This window comes from Streptomyces sp. AN091965, assembly GCF_022698285.1.
Taxonomy (GTDB): domain Bacteria; phylum Actinomycetota; class Actinomycetes; order Streptomycetales; family Streptomycetaceae; genus Streptomyces.
In genome coordinates this window covers 6266897-6291263 of the sequence record NZ_JALDMY010000001.1, presented here as the reverse complement: position 1 = coordinate 6291263, position 24367 = coordinate 6266897, and the positions used below count along the sequence as shown (strand labels likewise).

General features: G+C 73.4%; 26 protein-coding genes. 11 read left to right on the top strand and 15 right to left on the bottom strand.

Features of this window, described 5'->3' with window-relative positions; translation table 11 throughout:
* The first annotated feature begins 146 nt into the window (after nucleotides 1–146).
* From MQV74_RS26845 to MQV74_RS26835, 3 genes are read left to right on the top strand one after another with little or no spacing between them, the layout of a single operon-like run.
* Nucleotides 147–1421: a magnesium transporter MgtE N-terminal domain-containing protein gene (locus MQV74_RS26845; RefSeq protein WP_138961637.1), complete on the top strand. Its 1275-nt coding sequence runs from the start codon at nucleotides 147–149 to the stop codon at nucleotides 1419–1421.
* Nucleotides 1411–2007, top strand: coding sequence for a DUF1003 domain-containing protein (locus MQV74_RS26840; protein ID WP_242722454.1), 597 nt, complete (start codon nucleotides 1411–1413; stop codon nucleotides 2005–2007). Before MQV74_RS26845 ends, MQV74_RS26840 begins: the two co-directional genes overlap by 11 nt.
* Before the next feature lie 44 nt (nucleotides 2008–2051).
* The gene (locus MQV74_RS26835; RefSeq protein ID WP_242722451.1) at nucleotides 2052–3185 is read left to right on the top strand and encodes an Mrp/NBP35 family ATP-binding protein; all 1134 of its coding nucleotides are present in this window, start codon (nucleotides 2052–2054) and stop codon (nucleotides 3183–3185) included.
* A 161-nt stretch (nucleotides 3186–3346) separates the two neighbouring features.
* Here the strand turns inward: MQV74_RS26835 and MQV74_RS26830 are convergent, their stop codons facing one another.
* The 5 genes from MQV74_RS26830 to sigE form a co-directional block, all read right to left on the bottom strand.
* The gene (locus MQV74_RS26830) at nucleotides 3347–4021 is read right to left on the bottom strand and encodes a hypothetical protein (protein WP_242722448.1); all 675 of its coding nucleotides are present in this window, start codon (nucleotides 4019–4021) and stop codon (nucleotides 3347–3349) included.
* A 207-nt stretch (nucleotides 4022–4228) separates the two neighbouring features.
* Entirely contained in the window at nucleotides 4229–4699 is a 471-nt protein-coding gene (locus tag MQV74_RS26825) for a sec-independent translocase (RefSeq protein ID WP_242722445.1), read from the bottom strand.
* A 119-nt stretch (nucleotides 4700–4818) separates the two neighbouring features.
* The gene (locus MQV74_RS26820; protein WP_374120702.1) at nucleotides 4819–6450 is read right to left on the bottom strand and encodes a S1C family serine protease; all 1632 of its coding nucleotides are present in this window, start codon (nucleotides 6448–6450) and stop codon (nucleotides 4819–4821) included.
* A 405-nt stretch (nucleotides 6451–6855) separates the two neighbouring features.
* Nucleotides 6856–7845: an anti-sigma factor family protein gene (locus MQV74_RS26815; protein ID WP_242722442.1), complete on the bottom strand. Its 990-nt coding sequence runs from the start codon at nucleotides 7843–7845 to the stop codon at nucleotides 6856–6858.
* Nucleotides 7842–8606: an RNA polymerase sigma factor SigE gene (gene sigE, locus MQV74_RS26810; RefSeq protein WP_171075849.1), complete on the bottom strand. Its 765-nt coding sequence runs from the start codon at nucleotides 8604–8606 to the stop codon at nucleotides 7842–7844. Before sigE ends, MQV74_RS26815 begins: the two co-directional genes overlap by 4 nt.
* Nucleotides 8607–8766: 160 nt before the next feature.
* Here sigE and MQV74_RS26805 point away from each other — a divergent pair, with 160 nt between their 5' ends.
* Nucleotides 8767–9465, top strand: a complete 699-nt coding sequence (locus MQV74_RS26805; protein ID WP_138961630.1) for an O-methyltransferase — start codon at nucleotides 8767–8769, stop codon at nucleotides 9463–9465.
* Nucleotides 9466–9619: 154 nt separating this feature from the next.
* Here the strand turns inward: MQV74_RS26805 and MQV74_RS26800 are convergent, their stop codons facing one another.
* Nucleotides 9620–9787, bottom strand: a complete 168-nt coding sequence (locus MQV74_RS26800) for a DUF3117 domain-containing protein (protein ID WP_003966491.1) — start codon at nucleotides 9785–9787, stop codon at nucleotides 9620–9622.
* Between the two features lie 342 nt (nucleotides 9788–10129).
* Here MQV74_RS26800 and MQV74_RS26795 point away from each other — a divergent pair, with 342 nt between their 5' ends.
* Nucleotides 10130–10930 carry an enoyl-CoA hydratase/isomerase family protein gene (locus MQV74_RS26795; RefSeq protein ID WP_242722439.1) on the top strand — a complete coding sequence of 267 codons (801 nt, stop codon included), beginning with the start codon at nucleotides 10130–10132 and terminating at the stop codon, nucleotides 10928–10930.
* Here the strand turns inward: MQV74_RS26795 and MQV74_RS26790 are convergent.
* A complete protein-coding gene (locus MQV74_RS26790; RefSeq protein ID WP_242722436.1) occupies nucleotides 10927–11520 on the bottom strand; it encodes a DNA-3-methyladenine glycosylase I in 594 nt (197 codons plus the stop codon). The genes MQV74_RS26795 and MQV74_RS26790 overlap by 4 nt on opposite strands.
* On the bottom strand, nucleotides 11517–11966 hold the full coding sequence (locus MQV74_RS26785; RefSeq protein WP_242722434.1) for a DivIVA domain-containing protein: 450 nt from the start codon (nucleotides 11964–11966) through the stop codon (nucleotides 11517–11519). Before MQV74_RS26785 ends, MQV74_RS26790 begins: the two co-directional genes overlap by 4 nt.
* A 160-nt stretch (nucleotides 11967–12126) precedes the next feature.
* On the opposite strand from MQV74_RS26785, the gene folP reads away from it, so the two are divergent.
* Nucleotides 12127–12987 carry a dihydropteroate synthase gene (gene folP, locus MQV74_RS26780; protein ID WP_242722431.1) on the top strand — a complete coding sequence of 287 codons (861 nt, stop codon included), beginning with the start codon at nucleotides 12127–12129 and terminating at the stop codon, nucleotides 12985–12987.
* A 65-nt stretch (nucleotides 12988–13052) separates the two neighbouring features.
* Here the strand turns inward: folP and MQV74_RS26775 are convergent, their stop codons facing one another.
* A complete protein-coding gene (locus MQV74_RS26775; protein WP_242722428.1) occupies nucleotides 13053–13805 on the bottom strand; it encodes a TIGR00730 family Rossman fold protein in 753 nt (250 codons plus the stop codon).
* A gap of 128 nt (nucleotides 13806–13933) precedes the next feature.
* Nucleotides 13934–15025, bottom strand: a complete 1092-nt coding sequence (dapE, locus tag MQV74_RS26770; RefSeq protein WP_242722425.1) for a succinyl-diaminopimelate desuccinylase — start codon at nucleotides 15023–15025, stop codon at nucleotides 13934–13936.
* A gap of 126 nt (nucleotides 15026–15151) precedes the next feature.
* On the opposite strand from dapE, the gene MQV74_RS26765 reads away from it, so the two are divergent.
* Together MQV74_RS26765 and MQV74_RS26760 are read left to right on the top strand one after the other, a co-directional pair.
* On the top strand, nucleotides 15152–16057 hold the full coding sequence (locus MQV74_RS26765; protein ID WP_242722422.1) for a heavy metal transporter: 906 nt from the start codon (nucleotides 15152–15154) through the stop codon (nucleotides 16055–16057).
* A gap of 300 nt (nucleotides 16058–16357) precedes the next feature.
* On the top strand, nucleotides 16358–16756 hold the full coding sequence (locus MQV74_RS26760) for an ATP-binding protein (RefSeq protein WP_138961622.1): 399 nt from the start codon (nucleotides 16358–16360) through the stop codon (nucleotides 16754–16756).
* Between the two features lie 89 nt (nucleotides 16757–16845).
* Here the strand turns inward: MQV74_RS26760 and MQV74_RS26755 are convergent, their stop codons facing one another.
* Nucleotides 16846–17940 carry a bifunctional succinyldiaminopimelate transaminase/glutamate-prephenate aminotransferase gene (locus MQV74_RS26755; RefSeq protein ID WP_242722419.1) on the bottom strand — a complete coding sequence of 365 codons (1095 nt, stop codon included), beginning with the start codon at nucleotides 17938–17940 and terminating at the stop codon, nucleotides 16846–16848.
* 98 nt (nucleotides 17941–18038) lie between these two features.
* Nucleotides 18039–18359 (bottom strand): ferredoxin, encoded by a 321-nt coding sequence (gene fdxA / locus MQV74_RS26750; RefSeq protein ID WP_138961620.1) that lies wholly within the window; start codon nucleotides 18357–18359, stop codon nucleotides 18039–18041.
* 143 nt (nucleotides 18360–18502) lie between these two features.
* Here fdxA and MQV74_RS26745 point away from each other — a divergent pair, with 143 nt between their 5' ends.
* The 3 genes from MQV74_RS26745 (at nucleotide 18503) to MQV74_RS26735 (ending at nucleotide 21580) form a co-directional block, all read left to right on the top strand.
* On the top strand, nucleotides 18503–19513 hold the full coding sequence (locus tag MQV74_RS26745) for a GNAT family N-acetyltransferase (protein WP_242722416.1): 1011 nt from the start codon (nucleotides 18503–18505) through the stop codon (nucleotides 19511–19513).
* A gap of 252 nt (nucleotides 19514–19765) precedes the next feature.
* On the top strand, nucleotides 19766–20620 hold the full coding sequence (locus tag MQV74_RS26740) for a transglutaminase-like domain-containing protein (protein ID WP_242722413.1): 855 nt from the start codon (nucleotides 19766–19768) through the stop codon (nucleotides 20618–20620).
* 81 nt (nucleotides 20621–20701) lie between these two features.
* On the top strand, nucleotides 20702–21580 hold the full coding sequence (locus tag MQV74_RS26735) for a transglutaminase-like domain-containing protein (RefSeq protein ID WP_242722410.1): 879 nt from the start codon (nucleotides 20702–20704) through the stop codon (nucleotides 21578–21580).
* An 18-nt stretch (nucleotides 21581–21598) separates the two neighbouring features.
* On the opposite strand, the gene MQV74_RS26730 is transcribed toward MQV74_RS26735, so the two are convergent.
* From MQV74_RS26730 to MQV74_RS26720, 3 genes are read right to left on the bottom strand one after another with little or no spacing between them, the layout of a single operon-like run.
* Complete coding sequence (locus MQV74_RS26730; protein WP_242722407.1) at nucleotides 21599–22261, bottom strand: response regulator transcription factor; 663 nt, start codon at nucleotides 22259–22261, stop codon at nucleotides 21599–21601.
* Nucleotides 22258–23499 (bottom strand): sensor histidine kinase, encoded by a 1242-nt coding sequence (locus tag MQV74_RS26725; RefSeq protein WP_374120701.1) that lies wholly within the window; start codon nucleotides 23497–23499, stop codon nucleotides 22258–22260. Before MQV74_RS26725 ends, MQV74_RS26730 begins: the two co-directional genes overlap by 4 nt.
* Complete coding sequence (locus tag MQV74_RS26720) at nucleotides 23496–24221, bottom strand: ABC transporter permease (RefSeq protein WP_242729175.1); 726 nt, start codon at nucleotides 24219–24221, stop codon at nucleotides 23496–23498. The genes MQV74_RS26725 and MQV74_RS26720 overlap by 4 nt, the downstream gene beginning before the upstream one ends.
* Between the last annotated feature and the right edge of the window lie 146 nt (nucleotides 24222–24367).

Here is a 24367-nt window from a genome sequence, read left to right as displayed (position 1 = left end):
TCTCCCACGCCTCTCGGAGCCAGTCCGTCCGGACCGCTCACCAGGGCATATGCGCGGGGTACGGGCTAGCCTGAACCCCGTATCACCGGCATAGGGCACATACCGCCGAAACGGTTCCCTGACGCACCCCGAGAAAGGCGCGGCACATGGCAGGAGGCGCGCCCCGGATCTTCGTCTCGCACCTGTCCGGCACCGCGGTCTTCGACCCGAACGGCGACCAGGTGGGCCGCGTGCGCGACCTCGTCGTCATGCTCCGCGTCGGCAGGAGGCCGCCCCGGCTGCTCGGCCTGGTCGTCGAACTCGCGACCCGTCGGCGCATCTTCCTGCCCATGACCCGGGTGACCGGCATCGAGTCCGGCGAGGTCATCAGCACCGGCGTCCTGAACGTGCGCCGCTTCGAGCAGCGCCCCACCGAGCGCCTCGTCCTCGGCGAGATGCTCGACCGGCGCGTGCGCCTGGTGGAGACCGGCGAGGAGGTCACCGTCCTCGACGTGTCCGTGCGCCAGCTCCCGGCCCGCCGCGACTGGGAGGTCGACCGGGTCTTCGTCCGCAAGGGCAAGGAGGGCGCCTTCCGGCGCAAGGGCGAGACGCTGACCGTCGACTGGTCCGCCGTGGACGGCTTCTCCCTGGAGGAGCACGGGCAGGGCGCCGAGAACCTGCTCGCCACCTTCGAGCAGCTGCGCCCCGCCGACCTCGCCAACGTCCTGCACCACCTCTCCGCCAAGCGCCGCGCCGAGGTGGCCGCCGCCCTCGACGACGACCGGCTCGCCGACGTCCTCGAAGAGCTCCCGGAGGACGACCAGATCGAGATCCTCGGCAAGCTCAAGGAGGAGCGCGCCGCCGACGTCCTGGAGGCCATGGACCCGGACGACGCCGCCGACCTGCTCGCCGAGCTCCCCGAGGACGACAAGGAACGCCTGCTGACCCTGATGCAGCCGGACGACGCGGCCGACGTACGGCGCCTGATGGCGTACGAGGAGCGCACGGCGGGCGGTCTGATGACGACCGAGCCGATCGTGCTGCGCCCGGACGCCACGGTGGCCGACGCCCTCGCCCGGGTGCGGCAGGAGGACCTCTCGCCCGCCCTCGCCGCGCAGGTGTACGTGTGCCGCCCGCCGGACGAGACCCCGACCGGCAAGTACCTGGGCACCGTGCACTTCCAGCGGCTCCTGCGCGACCCGCCCTACACGCTGGTCGGCTCGATCCTCGACGACGATCTGCGGCCCCTCTCGCCGGAGGACCAGCTGCCGGTCGTCGCGGGCTTCTTCGCCGCGTACGACATGGTGGCGGCGCCCGTGGTCGACGAGGGCGGCGCGCTCCTCGGGGCCGTCACCGTCGACGACGTACTCGACCACATGCTGCCCGAGGACTGGCGCGAGACGGAGTTCCACCTCCAGGAGGAGGCCGGCCATGGCGCGTGAACGGCAGGGACGCGCCGGCGGGCGCGAGCGCGAGGCGCGCGAGGAGCGGCGCGAGCCCCGGCCGGAGAACCGGCCCCGGTTCCGCCTCGACCAGCCCCGCGCGCGGCGCCGCAAACTCCTTCCGGACTACGACCCGGAGGCCTTCGGGCGGCTCTCGGAGCGGATCGCGCGCTTCCTGGGCACCGGCCGGTTCATCGTCTGGATGACGGTCGTCATCATCATGTGGGTGGTCTGGAACGTCTCCGCCCCCGAAAGCCTGCGCTTCGACAACTACCCCTTCATCTTCCTGACCCTGATGCTCTCGCTCCAGGCGTCCTACGCGGCCCCGCTGATCCTGCTCGCGCAGAACCGCCAGGACGACCGCGACCGCGTCACTCACGAGCAGGACCGCAGGCAGAACGAGCGCTCCATCGCCGACACCGAGTACCTGACGCGGGAGCTGGCCTCGCTGCGCATGGGCCTCGGCGAGGTCGCCACCCGCGACTGGCTCCGCTCCGAACTCCAGGACCTGGTCAAGGAGCTGGAGGAGCAGCGTTCGGTATTCCCGCCCGACGCCGCCCGGGCACGTGACGTAGGCGACCGCTGACGGGCCTTCCGAACCCCCCTACCGGGAGCCGTACCATCGAGTACATGGTTACGGAAGACGCGGTGCGCGAAGCGCTGGCGACGGTGAACGACCCCGAGATCCAGCGGCCCATCACCGAACTGGGGATGGTCAAGTCCGTGGAGATCGGCGCGGATGGCGCGGTCGCGGTCGCCGTGTATCTGACGGTCTCCGGCTGCCCGATGCGGGACACGATCACGAAGAACGTGACGGACGCCGTCGCCCGCGTCGAGGGCGTCACGCGGGTCGACGTGGCCCTCGACGTGATGAGCGACGAGCAGCGCAAGGAGCTCGCGACGGCGCTGCGCGGCGGCCAGGCCGAGCGCGAGGTGCCCTTCGCCAAGCCCGGCTCCCTGACCCGGGTGTACGCGGTCGCCTCCGGCAAGGGCGGCGTCGGCAAGTCGTCCGTGACGGTGAACCTCGCGGCGGCGATGGCCGCCGACGGCCTCAAGGTCGGCGTGGTCGACGCCGACATCTACGGCCACTCGGTGCCGCGCATGCTCGGCGCGGACGGCCGCCCCACCCAGGTCGAGAACATGATCATGCCGCCGTCCGCGAACGGCGTGAAGGTCATCTCCATCGGCATGTTCACGCCGGGCAACGCGCCGGTGGTGTGGCGCGGCCCGATGCTGCACCGCGCGCTCCAGCAGTTCCTCGCGGACGTCTTCTGGGGCGATCTGGACGTGCTCCTGATGGACCTGCCGCCGGGCACCGGCGACATCGCGATCTCCGTCGCCCAGCTGGTGCCGAACGCCGAGATCCTGGTCGTCACCACACCTCAGCAGGCGGCGGCCGAGGTCGCCGAGCGCGCGGGCTCCATCGCCGTCCAGACCCACCAGAAGATCGTCGGCGTGGTCGAGAACATGTCCGGGCTTCCCTGCCCGCACTGCGGCGAGATGGTCGACGTCTTCGGCACGGGCGGCGGCCAGCGGGTCGCCCAGGGCCTCACGAAGACGACCGGCGCGACGGTGCCGGTGCTCGGCTCCATCCCCATCGACGTGCGCCTGCGCGAGGGCGGCGACGAGGGCAGGCCGGTGGTCCTCTCCGACCCCGAGTCCCCGGCGGGCAGCGCGCTGCGCACGATCGCGGGCAAGCTCGGCGGCCGCCAGCGCGGCCTGTCCGGCATGTCCCTGGGCATCACGCCCCGCAACAAGTTCTGACCCGAAGCCCGGGGAACGGCGGGGTGTCGAGCCTGGGGAACGGCGGAATATCAAGCCCGTCCGGCGTGTGAGGACGAGGCCGAAGGCCGATAGTGGTTCCCGCGGCTGGGGGGCGCCGTCACTCATGACGGCGCCCCCCACCTGCGTACCTGTCCGGAGGACTACTTCGCGTAGGCCGCGATGTCCTTGACCACCGAGAACCCGAGGCCGTACGCGCTCATCCCGCGCCCGTACGCCCCCAGATGCACCCCCTCCTGGGTGGACCCGGCGAGCACCCAGCCGTACTCGGACTCCCGGTAGTGGAACGAGGTCGGGACCCCGTCCACCGGCAGGGAGAGGGACGACCAGTCGGAGCCGTCGAGGTCGTCCGCGAGGACCCACGCCGTCTCCGTCTGCTGGTCCAGCCAGTCGTCCCGCAGGCTGTGGTCCATCTGCCCGGGCCAGGTGTAGGACAGCAGCCCGACCCCGGCGAGCCAGGCCGCGGAGGACACCGAGGTGGCCTCCAGGACGCCCGTGCCGTCGGCGCTGCGCCGCACCGGGTTGGCGGCGACGGTCACCACGACCGCGAACCGCTCCCTGTCCCCGTTGCCGAGGCCGCCGTCGGCGCGGACCGAGGGCTCGTCGCCGTGGCCGATCGAACCGTGCTCCACGGCGCCGTCCGCCGCGGTGCCGACCTGCATCAGCCAGCGCGGTCCCGTGAAGGCCTCGTCCAGGCCGTACCAGGGGAAGGGCGCCAGCAGGTAGCCGTCGACCGTACGCCGGGCGGAGGGCACCGCTTGCGACGCGGCACCGTCCGCGGCTGACGCCTGAGCGCCTACCCGACTTGTCGTCTCCATGTACCCGGCCGCCTCCTCGCTGTCGTCGGTCCGGAGCGGCCCGCCCCCCTCGGGCGTCCTCACGCCGGACAACAAGGCAGGATAGCCACACCGATTCCGGAAGCCGCCGAAGGAGTCGGCGGACGGGTGGCCGGAAGGCCACGAAAGCGGGCACCGCGGCGCACCGGACGGCGCACGCGTGGCGCCGGATGGCGCACGCGGGTGCGCTCAGGTCGCGTCGGCGTCGAAGGGCGGGTGGTCGTCGGCCGCGGGCTTGGCGGGGCGCTTCTCCATGTCGATCCGGCCGCTGCCGTTCGCCGAGGTCGTGGACGTGCCGGAGCGGCTCGCGCCGTCCGCGCGGTCCTCGGCGTCGCTCTCGCGCCCGTGCACGGAGTCGGCCACTTCGGCCATTTCCTTGCGCAGGTCGAAGCCGTTGCGGATTTCCTTGAGCCCGAGGTCGTCCCGCTCCATCTGCTTGCGGATGAACTTCTTCGGATTCAGGTCGTCGAACTCGAAGTCCTTGAACTCCGGTCCGAGTTCGTCCCGTATGTCCTGCTTCGCACTGTCCGAGAACTGGCGGATCTTGCGGATGGTCCGGGACGCGTCCTGAATGAACTTGGGCAGCTTGTCCGGGCCGAAGATGAGTACAGCGAGGATGACCAGCGTCACTATCTCGAATACGCCGATGTCGTTGAACACCCTGAGCTCCTTGCCGTCCGGACCCGCTCTACGGTACCCGTCGCTGCTGTACGTCCGGTAGCCGCCGGGCGTCGACGACGTCAACAGCGGCAAGTGCGTGCCGGGAGCGCGCTCCCGGCTCAGTCGCCACTGGCGCTGCCGAGGACCAGCGTCACGGTGCGCTCGTCACCGCCCCGCTCGAGGGTCAGCTCCAGGCGGTCGCCGGGCCGGTGCGCGCGGACCTTGACGATCAGCTCGTCGCCGGAGTGCACCGGCCGGCCGTCGACCTCGGTGATCACGTCGCCCGGCCGGAGCCCGGCCTTGGCGCCGGGGCCGCCGCGGGTGACGGCGGGGCCGCCGTTCTGGCTCTTGTTCGCGATGCGCGCGCCGTCGCCCGTGAACCGCTTGTCGATGGTGACGCCGATCACCGGGTGCGTGGCCCGGCCGGTGTTGATCAGCTCCTCGGCGACCCGCTTGCCCTGGTTGATCGGGATGGCGAAGCCGAGCCCGATGGAACCGGCCTGTCCGCCCTCGGACTCCGAGCCGCCGTCGGCGGAGCGGATGGCGCTGTTGATGCCGATGACGCGGGCCTTGGAGTCGACGAGCGGCCCGCCGGAGTTGCCGGGGTTGATGGGCGCGTCGGTCTGGAGGGCGTTGACGTACGAGACGTCGCTTCCGTCGCCCTTCTCGCCGCCCGCCGTGATGGGCCGCTCCTTGGCGCTGATGATCCCGGAAGTGACGGTGTTGGCCAGGTCGAAGGGGGCGCCGATGGCGACCACGGGGTCACCGACCTGCACGTTCTCGGAGTTGCCGAGGGGCAGGGGCTTCAGGCCGCGGACGCGGGTGACCTTCACGACGGCCAGGTCGTATCCGCTGTCCCTGCCGATGACCTTCGCGCGCGCGGTCTCGCCGCCGCTGAAGGTCACGGATATCTCGCCGCCCGTTCCCGCCGGTTCCACGACGTGGTTGTTGGTGAGGATGTGACCCTTGCCGTCGAGGACGAATCCGGTGCCGGTGCCGGCCCCGTCGTCGCCGCGCACGTGCAGCGTGACGACGCCGGGCAGGGCGCTCGCGGCGATCCCCGCCACGCTGCCCTTGGGCCGGGTGTGGGACTCCGCGCCCGCCTGCGGCAGCTCCACGCCACCGCCGCCGATGCCGCCCTCACGCTCCAGATACGCCCCCACGGCGCCGCCGATGCCGCCCGCGACGAGCGCGATGAGCGCGGCCCCGGCCACCAGCGCCCGCCGCCCGCGCCTGCGCCGCTGCGCCCGCGTCTCGACGGCGGCACCGGTCTGCTGCAGGGGCGCGACGCTCCAGGGGTCGTAGCGCTGCCAGGGGGTGGGGGCGTCGGGGGCCGGGGCCGTGCCGTAGGCCGGGGCGGCTCCGGGAACGGGGGCCGCGGGCGCTGCGGGCGCGGGGGTGCCGTGGGCCGGGGTCGTGCCCGGGTGCTGCACGGGCGGGGCGGGGGCCCAGGGGCCGGGCCCGCCGTACGGCGGGGTGCCATAGGGGTCGGGCTCGTGCAGGGGCTTGGGACGGTCGGCTGCGGTGTGGGGCGCCGGCGGGGCGGCCGGTGTCGCTGGGGCGGACGCTGCGGGTGTGGCCGCCTGGCCGGGGTGGCTGTCGGCCACTGAGGCGGTGTGCGAGCCGGGGGCTGCGGGAGCCGCCGCCGGGGCGAGCGTCACCGCCGGGGCGGGTGTGGTCTCCGGGGCGGGCGTCACCGCCGGGGCAGGCGTCACCGCGAGGGCCGGTGTGGTCTCTGGGGCGGGAGTCACCGCCGGGGTGGGAGCTGTCTCCGGGGCGGGTGTCACCGCCGGGGCAGGCGTCACCGCGAGGGCCGGTGTGGTCTCCGCGGCGGGAGTCACCACCGGGGTGGGCGCTGGCTCCGGGGCGGGTGTCGGCGACGCGTGGCCGGGGCGGGTCTCAGGCGCCGGAGGGTCCGAGAGCCCGGCAGCCGGGTCGCCCGCGGAGGCCGGGGGCCCGGCCAGGGTGTCAGGGGCCGGGGGCTGGGCCTCGGCCGCACGGGGAGCGGCCTCCCCGCGTGGCCCAGTGCCAACGTCTCCGCTCGGCCCAGTACCCACGACCTCGTCCATGCTCTCCCCACAACTGCCCCACGGCGGACGCCGATTCCGTGCCCGTCGGGCACACCGGGGAATTCAACCAGGTCCGCGCGCCGGACGTCAGTGGATCTCGGCCGTGCCCCGTCGCTGGGCGAGGCCGGGGGGCGGCGTCGCACGGGGCGCCGGGTCCGCCGCCGCGTTCAGCGTGAGTCCGCCGACGGGGACACCCGGTCTCTCCGGATCGTCCGGGGCGGCGGCGCGCACCAGGGGCGACATGACCCCGGCACCGGCGAGCAGCGGTGCCGTGAGGTGCTGGGGCGTCGGTGTGGACGGCCCGGGCGCGCCGGACAGGAGCGGCACCGCGGCCGTGGTCGGTGCGGGCGCCTGGGGCCGCTGCCCCTGGGCGGAGAAGGGACTGGTGCCCCGGCGGCGCGTCGACTCGGGGACGCCGGTGGCGGGCGCGGGCTGCGAGCGCGGCGGCGAGGCGTTGCTGTTCGTCCCCGCGCCGCCCGCGCGCTGGTCGGCGGAGCCGAGCGGAGCGCTCACCGTGACCCCGCCGAGCGCTATCGCGGCGAGGGACACGGCTCCGGCGGCCGCGAAGGCGAACCGGCGCCCGCGCCAGCCGGACCGCTCGGCCTCGGTCCTGCCGACGGCGTGTATGCGGAAGCCGCGCTGCTCGCTGGGGAGCACCGCCGCGTGGGCGCCCGAGGGCGCGTACTCGACGAGGGGGTCGGGGCGCGGGCCGCCGACGGAGAACACACCGCCGCGGGGCAGGCCCGTCGTGCCGGACGAGCCGGTGGCGAAGCCGTCGTCGACGGGGGTGCGCGGGCCGCCCTGGCCCTCGATGTCGTCCAGGCTCATGCCCGGGAGGTTCTGCAGACGGGCGAGGAAGCTCTCGCTGGGCGGCGGGGCCGCCGTCTGCGCGAACACGCTCTTGAGCCGCCGCTGGGCGTCGGCTTCCGTCTTGCACGTAGGACAGGTGGCCAGATGGGCGAGCACTCGCTCGCGCGCGTCATGACCGAGCTCACCGTCGACCAGCGCGGCGAGCCGGTCCCCCAGGTGCTGCTCGGCGAAATGCCGCTCGGCAGGATTGGACCGTGATCCACTCACGCGGTCGCGCCCCCTCCTCCCAGCGCCACGGCACCGGTGACCGCGAGCGAACGGCGCTCGGCGCGGGCCTCGGGCGACCGGTGCTGGAGCGCCTTGCGGAGCTGGGAGCGGCCACGGTGGATACGGCTGCGGACCGTACCGAGCTTGACGCCCAGGGTGGCGGCGATCTCCTCGTACGAAAGGCCCTCGATGTCGCAGAGGACGACGGCGGCGCGGAACTCGGGCGCGAGGGTGTCGAGCGCCTGCTGGACGTCCGCGTCGAAATGCGTGTCGTTGAACACCTGCTGGGGGGACGGCTCGCGGCTCGGGAGGCGCTCTGCGGCGTCGTCCCCCAGGGCGTCGAACCGGATGCGCTGCTTGCGGCGCACCATGTCCAGGAAGAGGTTCGTGGTGATGCGGTGCAGCCAGCCCTCGAAGGTGCCGGGCGTGTACGTCGACAGGGAGCGGAAGACGCGGACGAAGACTTCCTGCGTGAGGTCCTCGGCGTCGTGCTGGTTGCCCGTCAGGCGGTAGGCGAGGCGGTAGACGCGGCCGCTGTGGGTGCTGACGATCTCCTCCCAGGTGGGGGGAGTCCACGCCTGGGCATCCGCGTCAGCGGCAAAGGTCGCGGTCTGAGCGGAGTTAGCGCGGTCAGCGGTGTCGGTCACGGATTTCGGCCTACCCGCCAACCTGAGAAAACGCCGGAGCGCTCCTCCCTGATCCGCGGACTCGGCCGCACCTCCCCTGTCGGCTCTGGTGGTGTCCAGTGGAGCCCCTACCATAACCACCTCGCCCGTTAGCTCCGGATAAGCGTTTTTACCTAGATTTGCCTCTTGGGTGTTCGGAACGGCCCTTTCGAGCGTGCCTTGATCCATCCGATTCCCCCGTCGGCTGCCGCCGGACTGCCCCGGTCGGTCTCACACCTGACTAACGCGCGGTCCCATCTGCGGGTTCCCGGGCCCAACGGATACAGTCACCGCCAGGCAACCACGGGGACAGGAGAGGGCCATTAGCGGCAACCGGCAGACGAGCTGGGCGTTCGCCGACGCCTTTGTCGCCGAGGACGAGGCGCTGCTCTGGGCCCGCGACCGCGCGCGGGACGCGGGGCTGCGCTCCGTGTCGCCCGGCACCGGCGCCGCGCTGCGGCTGCTCGCCGCCACCGTGGACGCCAAGGCCGTCGCCGAGATCGGCACGGGCACGGGGGTCTCCGGCATCCATCTGCTGCACGGCATGCGCCCCGACGGGGTGCTGACCACCGTGGACCCGGAGCCCGAGCGCCAGCAGTTCGCCCGGATGGCGTTCCGGGCCGCGGGCTTCGCCGGGAACCGCGCCCGCTTCATCCCGGGCCGCGCCCTGGACGTCCTGCCGCGCCTCGCCGACGGCGGCTACGACCTCGTCTTCTGTGACGGCGATCGGCTCGAGTGCCTCGACTACCTCGCTGAATCGTTGCGCCTGCTGCGCCCCGGGGGCCTCGTCTGTTTCGAGGGCGTGTTCTTCGACGGCCGCACCGTCGACTCCGGACCCCAGCCCATAGAGGTACTGCGGCTGCGGGAGCTGCTCCGCGCGGTGCGCGAGAGCCAGGACCTCGTGCCGTCGATCCTGCCGGTGGGCGACGGCTTGCTGTGCGCGGTCAAACGCTAGGACGCCGCCGTGCCGACGGGGCCGTCAGCGGTCAGCGGGCGGGGCGCGTCAAACTCCCGTATGTCTTCGGGCCGCCCGGCGATCTTCCGCACACAGCACTGCCCCGGCTCGTCGTACGATGCCGGGGCAGTGGAAAAGTGTGGGCGATTGCGCGTCAGCCGACGACCTTCTTCAGGGCGTCGCCGAGTGCGTCGGCCTCATCCGGGGTCAGTTCGACGACAAGTCGACCGCCGCCTTCGAGCGGAACGCGCATGACGATGCCCCGCCCCTCCTTGGTCACCTCGAGCGGGCCGTCGCCCGTCCGCGGCTTCATGGCCGCCATGCTCGTTCCCCTTCCTGAAACCAGCTTGTCGCAGCCGACAACCCAGGTGTCACCGGCATCGAACACATTGCTTCCAGGTCATTATCCCGCATGGCGGGACCCGATGACCAACATCGGTCGGCATCGCTTGCGCAACGCACGCCCGCAAAACCACTCAATTCGGCGATGTGACTGCAATACTTCGCCGCCCCAGGCGCTTCTTCCGCCTCTTGTTCTTTGACGCAGGTCACATCTCCGACGGCGTACCGGTGGCCGATGATCTAGGTCATGCTGGGCGCACCGAGACCCAGGGACACACACCCACAGGACCACCCACACAGGACCAGCGGAGGGGACCCCACCATGGCCGACACCGTGCTCTACGAAGTGAGTGACGGGCTCGCGACGATCACGCTGAACCGCCCTGAGGCGATGAACGCGATGAACACCGAGGCGAAGGTGGCCCTCCGGGACGCGGCGCGCGCGGCGGCGGCCGACCCGGAGGTGCGCGCGGTGCTGCTCACCGCGACCGGCCGCGCCTTCTGCGTGGGCCAGGACCTCAAGGAGCACATCGGGGTGCTGCAGGAGTCGCGCGCGTCGGGCTCCGGGCAGACCATGAGCACGGTGCGCGAGCACTACAACCCGATCGTGCGAGCGCTGACCGGCATGGCCAAGCCGGTCGTGGCGGGCGTCAACGGCGTCGCGGCCGGCGCGGGCCTCGGCTTCGCCCTCGCCGCCGACTACCGCGTGGTCGCGGACACCGCGTCGTTCACCACCTCCTTCGCCGGGGTCGCGCTGACCGCCGACTCGGGCGTGTCCTGGACGCTGTCCCGGCTCGTCGGCCAGAGCCGCGCCGCCGACCTGCTGCTCTTCCCGCGCAGCATCAAGGCGCAGGAGGCGCTCGACCTGGGCATCGCGAACAAGGTGGTCCCGGCGGACGCGCTCGCCGACGAGGCGCGCGCGGTGGCCCGGGCGCTGGCCGAGGGCCCGACCCTGGCGTACGGGGCGATCAAGGAGTCCCTCGCGTACGCCGCCGGGCACTCCCTGGACGAGACGCTGGACAAGGAGGACGAGCTGCAGACGAAGGCGGGTGCCTCCGAGGACCACGCCATCGCCGTGCAGGCCTTCCTCGACAAGGCGGCGCCCCGCTATCTGGGCCGCTAGCCGCCCGAGCGGCCCGCCTCGCGGGCCACGCAGTCCGCGAGGTGGTCGTTCACCAGGCCGCAGGCCTGCATCAGGGCGTAGGCCGTGGTGGGACCGATGAAGCGCAGGCCGCGCTTCTTCAGGTCCTTGGCCAGGGCCGCGGAGGCGTCCGTGACCGCGGGCACGTCGGCAAGCGTCCGCGGCGCCGGGCGATCGGCGGCGTCCGGCGCGAACGACCAGATCAGGCGGTCGAGCTCGCCTTCGGGCCAGTCGGCGAGCACGCGCGCGTTGGCGAGGGTCGCGTCCACCTTCGCGCGGTTGCGGATGATGCCCTCGTCGGCCAGGAGGCGCTCGCGGTCGGCGGCCGTGAACTCCGCGACCGCGGCGATCTTGAAGCCGGAGAAGGCCGCGCGGAAGCCCTCACGGCGCCGCAGGATCGTGATCCACGACAGGCCCGACTGGAAGGCCTCCAGGCAGAGGCGCTCGAACAGCGCGTCGTCGCCGTGGACGGGGCGGCCCCACTCCTCGTCGTGGTACGCCACGTAGTCCTCGGTGGACAGGCCCCAGGGGCAGCGCAGGGCGCCGTCCGGGCCGGGGATCGCGTCGCTCATCGGTCGTCCTCCGGTCGCTCGGCCCGGGGTGCCGCCGGGTCGTCCTCGCCGTCCGGGGCGCGGTCGCTCGGGCCGCGCTCCTCCGGGTCCGGGCCGCCGGGTCCCGCGTACGTCGTGAAGAGGCCGGGGCCGCCGACCGCGGTGGCCTGGGCGCCCGCGAGGGCCGTCTCCAGCTCCGCGATGCGGGCGTCCCGCTCGGCCAGCTCCGCGCCGAGGCGGTCCAGCGCCTCGTCGACGTCCACCATGCGGTAGCCGCGGACGGTCATGGGGAAGCGGACCGCCTCCACGTCGGCCCGGCGCAGCGGGCGGTCCGGCGGCAGCGGGTCCGCGAAGCGCTCCGGCGGCACGTCCGGCAGCGCGCCGCCCTCGGAGCCGCCGAGGACGGCCAGCGTCACCGCGGCGACCACCACCACGAGGGCGACGACCAGGAACAGGAACATGACCATCTGTGCGGGTCCCCACGCTCGGATGCCGACCGCGGCCGGTCGGCACGGAACTGTCTGGCTGATGTCTGGCTCCGATCGTGCCACGTGCCTCTGACAGTTAAGGTCACAGGCGGCGACGGCCACGCGGTCGGCCGCGTAACGAAAGGGAGGCGCACAGCGGATGCTCAAGCTGGGCAGGCGCGTGTTCGAGGCGCATGAGCCGGTCATCATGGCGATCGTGAACCGGACCCCGGACTCCTTCTACGACCAGGGCGCCACGTTCCGTGACGAACCCGCGCTCGCGCGCGTGGAGCAGGCCGTGGCCGAGGGTGCCGCCATCATCGACATCGGCGGCGTCAAGGCCGGTCCCGGCGAGGAGGTGACCGCCGAGGAGGAGGCCCGCAGGACCGTCGGGTTCGTCGCCGAGGTGCGACGGCGCTTCCCCGACGTCGTGATCAGCGTCGACACCTGGCGGCACGAGGTCGGCGAGGCGGTGTGCGACGTCGGCGCCGATCTGCTCAACGACGCGTGGGGCGGGGTCGACCCCAAGCTCGCGGAGGTCGCCGCGCGGTACGGCGTGGGGCTCGTGTGCACCCACGCGGGCGGCGCTCAGCCGCGGACCCGGCCGCACCGGATGGAGTACGAGGACGTCGTGGCCGACATCCTGCGCGTGACCGTCGGACTCGCCGAGCGGGCCGTGGAGTTGGGGGTCCCCCGGGAGTCCGTGCTCATCGACCCCGGGCACGACTTCGGGAAGAACACGCGGCACTCCCTGGAGGCGACGCGACGGCTCGGGGAGATGGTGGACACCGGGTGGCCCGTGCTGGTGTCCCTGTCCAACAAGGACTTCGTCGGGGAGACCCTCGACCGGCCGCTCAAGGAGCGGGTGGTGGGGACCCTGGCCACGACCGCGGTGTCCGCGTGGCTCGGGGCACAGGTGTACCGGGTGCACGAGGTGGCCGAGACGCGGCAGGTCGTCGACATGGTCGCCACGATCGCGGGGCACAGGCCTCCGGCGGTCGCCCGGCGGGGCCTGGCGTAGCCGCTCCGCCGCCCCGGGCGCCGGACGGGCCGCGCGTGCCCGTCCGGCGCCCGAGCCGCCGAGGGCTAGCGGCCGACTTCCTTCGTCACCAGGCTGACCGCCTCGTCCACGTCGTCCGTCACGTGGAACAGGAGCAGGTCGTGCTCCGAGGCCTTGCCCTGGGCCACGACCGTGTCGCGGAGCCAGTCGACGAGGCCGCCCCAGTAGGCGGAGCCGAAGAGGACGATGGGGAAGCGGGTCACCTTGCGGGTCTGGACGAGGGTGAGCGCCTCGAAGAGCTCGTCGAGGGTGCCGAGCCCGCCGGGCAGGACCACGAAGCCCTGCGCGTACTTCACGAACATCGTCTTGCGGACGAAGAAGTAGCGGAAGTTGACGCCGATGTCGACGTGCGGGTTGAGCCCCTGCTCGAAGGGCAGCTCGATGCCGAGCCCGACGGAGACGCCCTTCGCCTCGCGGGCCCCCTTGTTGGCGGCCTCCATCGCCCCCGGGCCGCCGCCGGTGATCACGGCGAAGCCCGCTTCCACGAGGGCCTTGCCGATGCGGACCCCCGCCTCGTACTCGGCGCTGTCGGGGCGGGTGCGGGCCGAGCCGAAGACGCTGATCGCGCTCGGGAGTTCGGCCAGGGCACCGAAGCCCTCGACGAACTCGGACTGGATGCGCATCACCCGCCAGGGGTCGGTGTGCACCCACGCCGAGTCGCCGCCCTCGGTGTCGAGGAGCCGCTGGTCGGTGGTGCCGGGCGTGATCTGTTCACGGCGCCGCACCACCGGCCCCAGGTGCTGTTCCTCCGGCGGACCCTGAGCTTCCGGACTGCCCATGAACATCCCCTTCCACTGACGGTCGCGGCGGGCCGGGTGGCCCCTGCCGCGCCCCACTCACTCGTTGTGCCACTTCAGCGTAGGTCTACGGGCGTTACGCGCGGCGTAATTCCACAAGGCGGCCGGGGTCAGGAGGTGAGCCAGGCGCGCAGCCGGGCCTCCGCCTCGGGGATCAAGGAGGCCTTGACCCGCTCGTCCACCTTGTGGGCGAGGAGCGGCTCACCGGGGCTGTAGTTGACGGCCGGCACGCCGAGGGCGCTGAAGCGGGCCACGTCGGTCCAGCCGTACTTGGGCCGGGCCTCGGCGCCGACGGCCGCGAGGAAGGCCTGCGCCGAGGGGTGCGTGAGGCCGGGGCGCGCACCCCCCGTGTGGTCGTCGACGACGAACTCGTCGATCCCGCAGTCGGCGAAGTAGTCGCGGACGAAGGCCTCTGCCTCCTCGGGCGTGCGGTCGGGCGCGTAGCGGAAGTTCACGACCACCGTGCAGGCGTCGGGGATGACGTTGGTCGCGACGCCGCCCTCGATGCCGACCGCGTTGAGGCCCTCGTGGTACTGGAGGCCGTCGACGACCGGCTGGCGCGCCTCGTACGCGGCCAGCTTCGCGAGGATCGGGGCGGCCGCGTGGATGGCGTTGGAGCCCATCCACGCGCGCGCGGAGTGCGCCCGCTCCCCCGTCGTCTTCAGGTGGACCCTCAGCGTGCCCTGGCAGCCGCCCTCGACCTGGTTGTTCGTGGGCTCCAGGAGCACCGCGAAGTCGCCCGCGAGCCAGTCGGGGTGGGCCTCGGCGACGTGCCCCAGGCCGTTGAGGTGCGCGGCGACCTCTTCGTTGTCGTAGAACACGAAGGTGAGGTCGCGGTTGGGCTCGGGCACGGTCTGGGCGATGCGCAGCTGGACCGCGACACCGGACTTCATGTCGCAGGTGCCGCAGCCCCACAGCACGCCGTCCTCGTCCAGGCGCGAGGGCACGTTCCCGGCGATCGGGACCGTGTCGATGTGACCGGCCAGGACGACGCGCTCGGCGCGGCCCAGGTTCGTGCGGGCCACGACGTTGTTGCCGTGCCGGTCGACCGTCAGGTGCGGCAGGGCGCGCAGCGCGGTCTCGATGGCGTCCGCGAGCGCCTTCTCCTGGCCGCTGGGGGACGGGAAGTCGACGAGCGCGGCCGTCAGCGCGGCGGCGTCCATGGTGAGGTCGAGCGGCGGCTGCGCCGGGGTCTGATCCATGGCCTCGACCCTAACTCTCCGCCGCGGATCGCCTCCCGTGCCGTCCCGCCGCCCGGCGCCACGCCCGAACCGTCCCTCTCCGTGCCCGGGTCGGCACTGTCAGTCCGCTCCAGTACCTTGGTGCGCGTGTCCGAGCCGTCCCTCCTCGTCCGGCGCGGCCGCCTCCCGCGCGCCGGGGCGGCCCTCGCCGCGCTGCTCGCCGTGGTGGCCTATGTCGTGGTTCAGTACGTTTCCGGAAGCCGTTCCGACCCCCGGTGCACGGTCGTGTCGGGCAACGGCGACGGGGCGACGTACGAGATGAACGCGGAGCAGGCCGTCAACGCCGCGACCATCGCGGTCGTCGGCACCCGGCGCGGCATGCCCGAGCGCGCGGTGACGATCGCCCTCGCGACGGCCCTCCAGGAGTCCGGCCTGCGCAACATCCGCCACGGCGACCGGGATTCGCTCGGCCTGTTCCAGCAGCGCCCCTCGCAGGGCTGGGGCTCCCGGCGGCAGATCATGGACCCGGTGTACGCGTCGGTGCGGTTCTACGACCACCTCAAGGACGTGCCGGGCTATTCGCGCCTGCCCCTGACGGTCGCCGCGCAGCGCGTGCAGCGCAGCGGCTTCCCGCAGGCGTACGCGAAGCACGAGCCGGACGCCGCGCTGCTGGCCGCCGCGCTCACCGGGCGCACCCCGGCGACGCTCAGCTGCCAGGGCCTGCCGGGCATCGATCCGGGCGGCCCGCGGGAGGTGCGGCGGGCGCTCGCGCGGGACTTCGGGCGGGGCGTGCTGCCCGAAGGCACGCCCGCGCGCGGGCGCGTGGTGAGCGTCCCCGTCACCGAGGCGACCGCCGCCTCACCGGAAAGCGGCACTCCGCAACGCGGCTGGGAGCTGGCGCACTGGGCCGTGGCCAACGCGACGGCACTGCACATCGAGCGGGTCGCCTACGGGGACCGGGAGTGGAACGCCGGGGATTCCGGTGATTCCGGGGACATGTGGCGCACGACCGGCGCGCGGACGCGTGAAGTCCGAATCGTCGCTGGGCAGTAGTGCGGAAGGGTCCCTCGAATGAGGGACGGCGATTGCTGCACGGAGACGCCCGGCAGGCCCTTTCGAACAGTTGCGGCAGCCCCCTCAAATTCCTTGAGAACAAGGGGTGTTGAGCGGTCTTGACAGCATTTCCACGAATGGCGTTTGCCCGAATTTATCCGCAGCCGATAATGCGACGCATTGCCAACTCTTTACGTTGGCCCACCGCAACCTTCGCGAGCTTCGAGCGGTAGTCACTGCGTCAAGCGCCGGAGATCCTCCGGTCGGACACCTCACCGTCCTCTCCCGCTAAGGAGCATCATGTCCCTCCCCCTGACCCGCCGGATCGCCCGTGCCGCGCTGCTCGTCGCCGCGGCGGCGCCCGTGGTCGGTGCGGCCGGCTCCGCGAGCGCCGCCGACCTGCCGGACACGTCGAAGCTGGGCGGGCTCAGCGCCGTCGACCCGAGCAGCCTGGGCGACACGGTCGACGGTGCGACGCAGAAGGCCAGTGGCGTCGCGACGGAGGCCGGGAGCAAGGCCGTCAAGAAGGGCGTGCCGACCGCTGGCAAGGCGGTGGGCAAGGGCGCGAAGACGACGACGCCTGCCGCGAAGGGGGCCGCGGATGACGTGGCCGAGGGCGCGGGCGAGGTTCTCGGGGACGCGACGGGCAAGGGGCTGCCGACCGAGCAGCTGCCGGTGAAGAGCCTGCCCCTGGGCTGACCCTCCGGGGCCGAGCACGCGCAAAGGGGTGCGGGGAGCCGCTCGGCTCCCCGCACCCCTTTGCGTTGCCGGTGCGGCACCGTCGCGGGCTACCCCAGCCGGGCCACCGCTGCCGCCACGCGTTCGTCCGTCGCCGTCATGGCCACGCGGACGAAGCGGGCGCCCGCCTCGCCGTAGAAGTCGCCGGGGGCCACCAGGATGCCGAGGGAGGCGAGGTGGGCGACCGTGTCCCAGCAGGACTCGTCGCGGGTGGCCCACAGGTACAGGCTCGCCTCGCTGTGCTCGATGCGGAAGCCGTGCCGGACCAGGGCCTCGCGCAGGGCCGTGCGGCGGGCCGCGTAGCGCTCGCGCTGCTCGTGGACGTGGGCGTCGTCCCCGAGGGCCGCGATCACCGCGGCCTGCGTCGGAGCGGACGTCATCATTCCGCCGTGCTTGCGGATCTGCAGGAGGTCGCCGAGCACGGCGGCGTCCCCGGCGACGAACGCCGCGCGGTAGCCCGCGAGGTTCGAGCGCTTGGAGAGGGAGTGGACCGCCACGATGCCCTCGTACGAGCCGCCGCAGACGTCCGGGTGCAGGACCGACGTCGGGTCGGCCTCCCAGCCGAGCTCCAGATAGCACTCGTCGCTGACCAGCAGGACGCCGTGCTCGCGCGCCCAGGCCACGACCCGGGTCAGCTCGTCCTTTGACAGGACACGACCGGTCGGGTTGGAGGGCGAGTTGAGCCACAGCAGCCCGAGGTCCGTCGGGTCGAGCTCCAGCGGGTCCTCGTACGTGACGTACTCCGCGCGGGCCAGGCGCGCGCCGACCTCGTACGTCGGGTAGGCCAGGCGCGGATGGGCGACCTTGGCGCCGGGGCCGAGGCCGAGCTGGGTGGGGAGCCAGGCGACGAGCTCCTTGGAGCCGACGATCGGCAGCACGTTGTGGTGGGTCAGATCGCGGGCGCCGAGGCGCCGGGCGCACCAGCCGGTGATCGCGTCGCGCAGTTCGGGCGTGCCCCACACCGTGGGATAGCCGGGCGAGTCGGCGGCCGCGACGAGCGCCTTCTGGATCAGCTCGGGCACCGGGTCGACGGGGGTGCCGACCGACAGGTCGACGATGCCGTCCGGGTGGGCCGCCGCCGTCTCCTTGTACGGTTCGAGCTTGTCCCAGGGGAACGTGGGAAGACGGTCCGAGACTGCTGACACGAGATGCGCTCCAGGCGGTGCGTGGGTCTTGTACAAACGCCCCGGCCCCGTACAGCGGACGTGGCCGTACGGGACCGGGGCGGCGCTCGAGCGGCCGCTTACTGGTTCTGCGGCGGCAGGCCTGCGACGAAGGGGTGGTCGCGCTCGATCAGGCCGAGCTTGCTGGCGCCACCGGGCGAGCCGAGCTCGTCGAAGAACTCGACGTTCGCCTTGTAGTAGTCCTTCCACTCCTCAGGAGTGTCGTCCTCGTAGAAGATCGCCTCGACCGGGCAGACCGGTTCGCAGGCTCCACAGTCGACGCATTCGTCCGGGTGGATGTACAAGGAGCGGTTGCCCTCGTAAATGCAGTCGACCGGGCACTCCTCGATGCACGCCTTGTCCTTGACGTCGACACAAGGCTGCGCGATGACGTAGGTCACGCTGTCGTTCCTCCTCGATACGGGCGCTGGCGGGCCGTCCTCAGGCTCCGCTCGCCTGGCGCGCGGGAGCGCGGCGTCGTCGATGCCCGCACCTAGTATCTCCGTTCCCGGGCAAGATCCGAACAGGAGGGGCGTACAGAGCTGTGGAATTCACTGCGGGCGGACGGCTCGAGGTCCGCATCACCCCTTCTGACGTGGGTAAACGCGTATCGGTTCGACGTGTGAGCGAGGCGGACGCCCCGGGCTCCCGGTTCACCGACACGGTGGGCGTTCTCACATCGTGGAACGACGGTGTGTTGGTGATCACACGCAAGAGTGGCGAGGCTGTCCGGATTGCGCAGAGTGCCCTGGTAGCGGGGAAGGTCGTGCCGGCCGCGCCCGCGCGCCGCCGGGGACCCGCCGCGACGTACGAGGAGCTGGCGCGGGCGGGGGCGCGCTCCTGGCGGCCGGTGGAGAGCGAGCGCCTCGGCGCGTGGACGCTGCGGGCCGCCGCCGGATTCACCCGACGGGCCAACTCCGTGCTGCCGCTCGGCGATCCGGGCCGTCCCCTCGACGACGCGCTGGCGTACGTGCGCAGTTGGTACGCGGACCGCGCCCTGCCCGCGTACGTGCAGGCCGCGACCGGCGTCGACGACGCGCAGGAACGGCTCTGCGCGGAGCTCGAACGGCGCGGCTGGGCGCGGGAGGTGACCACGCTGGTCCTGACCGGCGCGCTCGCCCCGGTCGGGGACCTGCCCGTGGACACCGGGCGGGTGACGCTGTCGCGCGGCGTCGACGCGGCGTGGCTGCGGCGGTACGGGCGGGCCGGGGCGGCGGGACCACATGTGGTCGAGGTACTGACGAGCGGCCCCTCGGTGTGGTTCGCTTCCGTGCCCGGCGACGAGGGCGTGCCGGCGGCGATCGGGCGGTGCGTGGTCGACGGCCGGTGGGCGGGATTCATGGCGGTGGAGGTGGACCCCGCGGCGCGGCGGCGGGGCCTGGCCACGGCCGTGATGACGGCGCTCGCGCGGCGGGCGCTCGACGAGGGGGCGTCGGCCGCGTGGCTCCAGGTCGAGGAGGACAACGGCGGTGCGCGGGCGCTGTACGACGGGATGGGATTCTCCGTCCACCACCGTTACCACCACTACAGGCAGCCCGAGCGACCGGAGGCGTGAGCGACGGCGGAGGGCCCGAGCGGCCGCGCCCGGGCGGCAGGACACCCCGGACCGGGCGCGACGGCCTTCCGGCCCCGCACGGACGGCGTCGTACGCGCTCGACCGGCGTACACGTACGACCGGCGTACACGTACGACCGGCGTACACGTACGACCGGCGTACGCGTACGACGAAGACAGCACGGGAAGCAGCACCCCGGCACCACCCCTCGGCCCGGCCGGACGGGCCCACACAGAAACGACAGAGGCACGGATGCGCGCACAGCCCGCGAAGTCCAGTGAATGGCGGCGCAGATTCGCCGACGAGGCCAGGTCCGAGCGGCCCGACCTGTCCCTGCTGTGCCTGCTGCTGAGCGGGGAGGCGGACCCGGAGCTCGACGACGCGGGCATCGTGGCGGCGCAGATCGAGCTGGACACGCTCGCCGGGCAGCTCCCCTACCGGCCGGGCGGAGCGCGCGCGTGGGCCGCCGCGATGTCCGAGCTGCTCGGGGGGCGGCACGGCTTCCACGGCACCGCGACGGACTACCAGCGCCTGGAGTCCTCGCTCCTGCACGAGGTGCTGCGGCACAAGCGGGGCCTGCCGATCCTGTTGTCCGTGGTGTGGATAGAGGTGGCCCGGCGTGCGGGCGCCCCGGTGTACGGCGTCGCGCTGCCCGGCCACTTCGTGGTGGGCTTCGGCAGCCCGGACGAGTACGGCGCGACGGAGCAGGTCCTCGCCGACCCGTTCAACGGCGGGCGGCTGCTGAGCCGCGAGGACGCGGAGCAGCTGGTCGCGCAGACCACGGGCGGCAAGCTCAACTCCTCGCTCCTGACGGCCGCGGCCCCGCTGAACATCATGCTGCGCATCCTCAACAACATCCGGGCCTGGGCCGCGGCCCGCTCCGAGCGCTCCCACGTGGCGCTGTGGGCCCTGGAACTGTCGCTCCTGCTGCCCTCGCACCCGGCGCGGCTGCGCTACGAGCGGGCCCAGCTGCTCGTCGAGCGCGGCGACTTCCTGGAGGGGGCGCGGGGGCTCGACGAGTACGCCGAGGTCGTCGAGTCGATCGAGCCCACGACGGCGGAGCGGGTCCGGCTCCAGGCGCGGGCGGCCCGGGCGAAGCTCAACTGAGGCCTCGCGGCGCGCCCCACCGGGTCCGGTCCGGCCGCTGAGGACCCGGTTGGGGAGGCCTCGGTCGGGCACCACCGTCGTATGCGTGCATGGCGTCGAGCCTTCGCGGTGGAGGCCAGGGCCGAGCGGCCCGACCTCGCGTTGCTGTGCCTGCTGATCGCCACGGAGGCGGACCCCGCGCTCGACGGGGCGGGCATGGCGGCAGCGCGGCGCCAGCTCGACCTGCTCGCGCGGCTGCTTCCGCCGAGCCCGGGCGGGCCCCGCGCCTGGGCCGCCGCGCTCGCCGAACTCCTTGGCGGGCGCTTCGGGTTCGGCGGCCGGCCCGGTGACTACCAGCGCCTGGAGTCGGCCCTCCTGCACCGCGTCCTGCGGCGCAGGAGCGGCCTGCCGATCCTGCTGTCCGTGCTGTGGATCGAGGTGGCCCGGCGGGCGGGCGCCCCGGTGTACGGCGTCGCGCTGCCCGGCCACTTCGTGGTCGCCTTCGGCAGCCCGGACGCCTGCCCGGGCGAGGGCTGCGGCGCGTACGACTCCTGCGGCGGCCAGGGCGGGTGCGAGGAGCGCGTGCTCGCCGACCCGTTCGGCGGAGGGCGTCTACTGAGCTGTACGGAGGTGCGGCTGCTGGTCGCGGGCGCCACCGGGGCGCCGCCGGAACCGGCGATGCTACGGCCCGCCGACCCGCGCGAGATCGTCCTGCGCGTCCTGAACAACATCCGCGCCTGGGCCGCGGCCCGGCCCGAGCGCTCCGACGTCGCCCTGTGGGCCGTGGAGCTCGCGCTGCTGCTTCCCGGGCCCGCGGACGGGCTGCACCACGACCGGGCCCAGCTCCTGGTCCAGCGCGGCGACTTCCGCACCGGCGCCGCCGAACTGGAGACCTACGCCGACGCCCTCGCCCCGCGCGACGCGGCGGCGGCCGAGCGGGTGCGGCGCCAGGCGCGGGCGGCCCGGGCGCGGCTCAACTGAGCCCGGCCGGGCGGCGGGTCACAGCCAGCCCTTGTCCCGGGCGACCCGCACGGCCTCGGCGCGGTTGCGCGCGGCGAGCTTCTGGATGGCCGTCGACAGGTAGTTGCGGACCGTGCCCTGGGACAGGTGGAGGGCGGCGGCGAGTTCGGCGTTGGTGGAGCCGTCGGCGGCGGCGCGCAGGACCTCCCGCTCGCGGTCGGTCAGCGGGTTGGCGCCCTCGGCGAGGGCGGCGGCGGCCAGCGTGGGGTCGATGACGCGCTCGCCCGCGAGGACGCGGCGCACGGCGTCGGCGAGCTGGGCCGCGGGCGCGTCCTTCACCAGGAAGGCCACGGCCCCGGCCTCCATGGCGCTGCGCAGATAGCCGGGGCGGCCGAAGGTGGTGAGGACGACGACCTTCACCCCGGGCAGGGCCGCGCGCAGCTCCGCCGCCGCCTCGATGCCGGTGCGGCCCGGCATCTCGATGTCGAGGAGCGCCACGTCGACGGGGTGGGCGCGCGCGGCGGGGAGCACCTCGTCGCCGCGCGCCACCTGCGCCACGACCTCGATGTCCGGTTCCAGGCCGAGCAGCGCCGCCAGGGCCTCGCGGACCATGGACTGGTCCTCGGCGAGCAGCACCCGGACGGGGCCGTCCGCGGGGGCGTGGTCCTCGCCGGGGTCTGCGGGGGTGTGCGTGCCGGTCATGCGGGTGATCCTAGAGCGGACGCCGCGGCCGCCCCGGCCGGGTCCGCCGCCAGCGGCACGCGCGCGGCGAGCCGGAAGCCGCGGCCCCCGCGCCCGCCGCCCGAGCCCACCTCCAGGACGCCGCCGACGGCCTCCAGGCGCTCGGTGAGACCGGTCAGGCCGTTGCCGTGGCCGGTGCCCGCCGTGAGGCCCACGCCGTCGTCCTCCACGGCCAGTTCGAGCACCGGGCCCGCGAGGGTCTGGCGGCGGGTGAGCGTGACCGCGCAGCGGCTCGCCCCGCTGTGCCGTACGACGTTCGTCACGGCCTCGCGCAGCGCCCAGGCGAGCGCGGCCTCCTGCTCCTCGTCGGGCCCCTGCGGGCCCTCGGGCACCTCCAGGGGGACGGCGGCCTCGACGCCCGCGGCGGTCAGCGCGGTGCGCGCCCCGGCGAGCTGGCCGGGCAGGGTGAGCCTGCGGTAGCCGGTGACCGCCTCGCGGACGTCCACCAGGGCCTGGCGGCTGACCTGCTCGATGTCGGCGACCTGCTGGGCGGCCCGGTCCGGGTGGTCGGGCAGCATCCGCCCGGCCAGCTCGCTCTTCAGCGTGATCAGCGACAGCGAGTGGCCGAGCAGGTCGTGCAGGTCGCGGGCCAGGCGCAGGCGCTCCTCGTTCGCGGCGAGCTGGGCGACCGTGGCGCGGGCCTGGCGGAGCTGGACGGTCGTACGGATCAGATGGCGCACCCCGGTCATCGCGAAGCCGACGAGGAAGGTCGTCACGCCGAGGCCGGTGATCAGGTCCGCCGCGCCCACGCCCTGCGCGTACACGCCGATCGCCAGCATCGCGCCGGTGACGGCCGGGATCGCCCAGAGGGCCTGGCCCATCGGCAGGACCGCGCCCGCGGACACCGCGACGTACACCCACAGGCCGAGCCAGGCGGAGTCCATCCAGGCCGAGAGGGCGGCCGCGAGGAGCACGAGGGCCCCGTAGGTGACGTACACCCAGCGCCAGCTGAGCACCCGCGTCGTGTACCGGAAGACCAGGGTGAGGTAGCAGCCGACGAACGCGGCCAGGCCGAGCGAGCCGAGGACCGTGGCCGCCGTGGAGCGGCCGCCGTCGGCCAGGTCCTTCACCGGTGCCGCCATGAAGACCAGCCAGATGCCGATCCAGGCGGCCTTGGTGCGGGCCGCGCGGCGGTCCGTGGCGGGCCGCCCGAAGCTGTGCAGGGGGTGGCGGCGTTCCAGGTCCAGTGGTTCGTTCACGCCTTCAGTGTGTCCTTCCGGTACAGCCAGGCCGCGCCCGTGGCGAAGGCCGCGAAGTACGCGACGAGCAGGACGACGTCCTTGGCGTGCGGGGCGCCGCCCAGCTCGATGGCGCGGCCGAGCGCCGCGTACGCGTGCGTGGGCAGCCACTCGCCGAGGGTCTGGAGCCAGTGCGGGAAGGTCGTGGAGGGCATCCACAGGCCGCCGAGGACCGAGAGGGTGAAGTACAGGATCATCGCGATCGGACGGGCCGTGTCGCTGGTGGCGAGGTAGCCGACGGCCACGCCGAGCGCGGCGAAGCACAGGCTGCCCGCCCAGATCGCGCCGGTCAGGGCCAGCCACTGCCAGGCGTCCAGACGGACGTCCTTGACGGCGGCCCCGGCCACGAAGACCACGAGGATCGAGGGCAGGCTGACGACCGCGGCGCTGGCGGTCTTGGCGAGCACGTAGCCGCGGCCGGGCAGGCTGGTCAGGCGCAGCTGGCGCACCCAGCCGCTCTCGCGCTCCTTGGCGATGACCTCGCTGTTGCCCATCAGGACGGCGGTGAGCGCCCCGAAGGAGGCCATGGACACCATCAGGTACGCGGGCACGCTCAGGCCGCCGCTGCCGGGCATCGTGGCGTCGGAGTCCTGGCCGCCCGCGGTGATCAGGAAGAGCAGCGCCGGGAAGAGCACGGAGAAGAACAGGAACTTCCGGTTGCGCAGGGAGCGCTTGATCTCCAGCTTGACGAGGGCCGCGGAGGAGAAGCCCGCCGCGCCCCGCCGGACGCCCGCCCGTGCCGTCGTCGTGTGCGTCGCTTCCGTCGTGTGCGTCGCCGTGGTCACGTCGGTCTCCGTGCTCGTGTCGGTGTGCGGGGTGGTGGAGGCGC

Coding starts and splice junctions, on each gene's coding strand:
- MQV74_RS26845 (WP_138961637.1), top strand. CDS start 147: ATGGCAGGAGGCGCGCCCCGGATCTTCGTCTCGCACCTGTCCGGCACC.
- MQV74_RS26840 (WP_242722454.1), top strand. CDS start 1,411: ATGGCGCGTGAACGGCAGGGACGCGCCGGCGGGCGCGAGCGCGAGGCG.
- MQV74_RS26835 (WP_242722451.1), top strand. CDS start 2,052: ATGGTTACGGAAGACGCGGTGCGCGAAGCGCTGGCGACGGTGAACGAC.
- MQV74_RS26830 (WP_242722448.1), bottom strand. CDS start 4,021: ATGGAGACGACAAGTCGGGTAGGCGCTCAGGCGTCAGCCGCGGACGGT.
- sigE (WP_171075849.1), bottom strand. CDS start 8,606: ATGGTAGGGGCTCCACTGGACACCACCAGAGCCGACAGGGGAGGTGCG.
- MQV74_RS26800 (WP_003966491.1), bottom strand. CDS start 9,787: ATGGCGGCCATGAAGCCGCGGACGGGCGACGGCCCGCTCGAGGTGACC.
- MQV74_RS26795 (WP_242722439.1), top strand. CDS start 10,130: ATGGCCGACACCGTGCTCTACGAAGTGAGTGACGGGCTCGCGACGATC.
- MQV74_RS26790 (WP_242722436.1), bottom strand. CDS start 11,520: ATGAGCGACGCGATCCCCGGCCCGGACGGCGCCCTGCGCTGCCCCTGG.
- MQV74_RS26785 (WP_242722434.1), bottom strand. CDS start 11,966: ATGGTCATGTTCCTGTTCCTGGTCGTCGCCCTCGTGGTGGTGGTCGCC.
- folP (WP_242722431.1), top strand. CDS start 12,127: ATGCTCAAGCTGGGCAGGCGCGTGTTCGAGGCGCATGAGCCGGTCATC.
- MQV74_RS26775 (WP_242722428.1), bottom strand. CDS start 13,805: ATGGGCAGTCCGGAAGCTCAGGGTCCGCCGGAGGAACAGCACCTGGGG.
- dapE (WP_242722425.1), bottom strand. CDS start 15,025: ATGGATCAGACCCCGGCGCAGCCGCCGCTCGACCTCACCATGGACGCC.
- MQV74_RS26760 (WP_138961622.1), top strand. CDS start 16,358: ATGTCCCTCCCCCTGACCCGCCGGATCGCCCGTGCCGCGCTGCTCGTC.
- MQV74_RS26740 (WP_242722413.1), top strand. CDS start 19,766: ATGCGCGCACAGCCCGCGAAGTCCAGTGAATGGCGGCGCAGATTCGCC.
- MQV74_RS26735 (WP_242722410.1), top strand. CDS start 20,702: ATGCGTGCATGGCGTCGAGCCTTCGCGGTGGAGGCCAGGGCCGAGCGG.
- MQV74_RS26730 (WP_242722407.1), bottom strand. CDS start 22,261: ATGACCGGCACGCACACCCCCGCAGACCCCGGCGAGGACCACGCCCCC.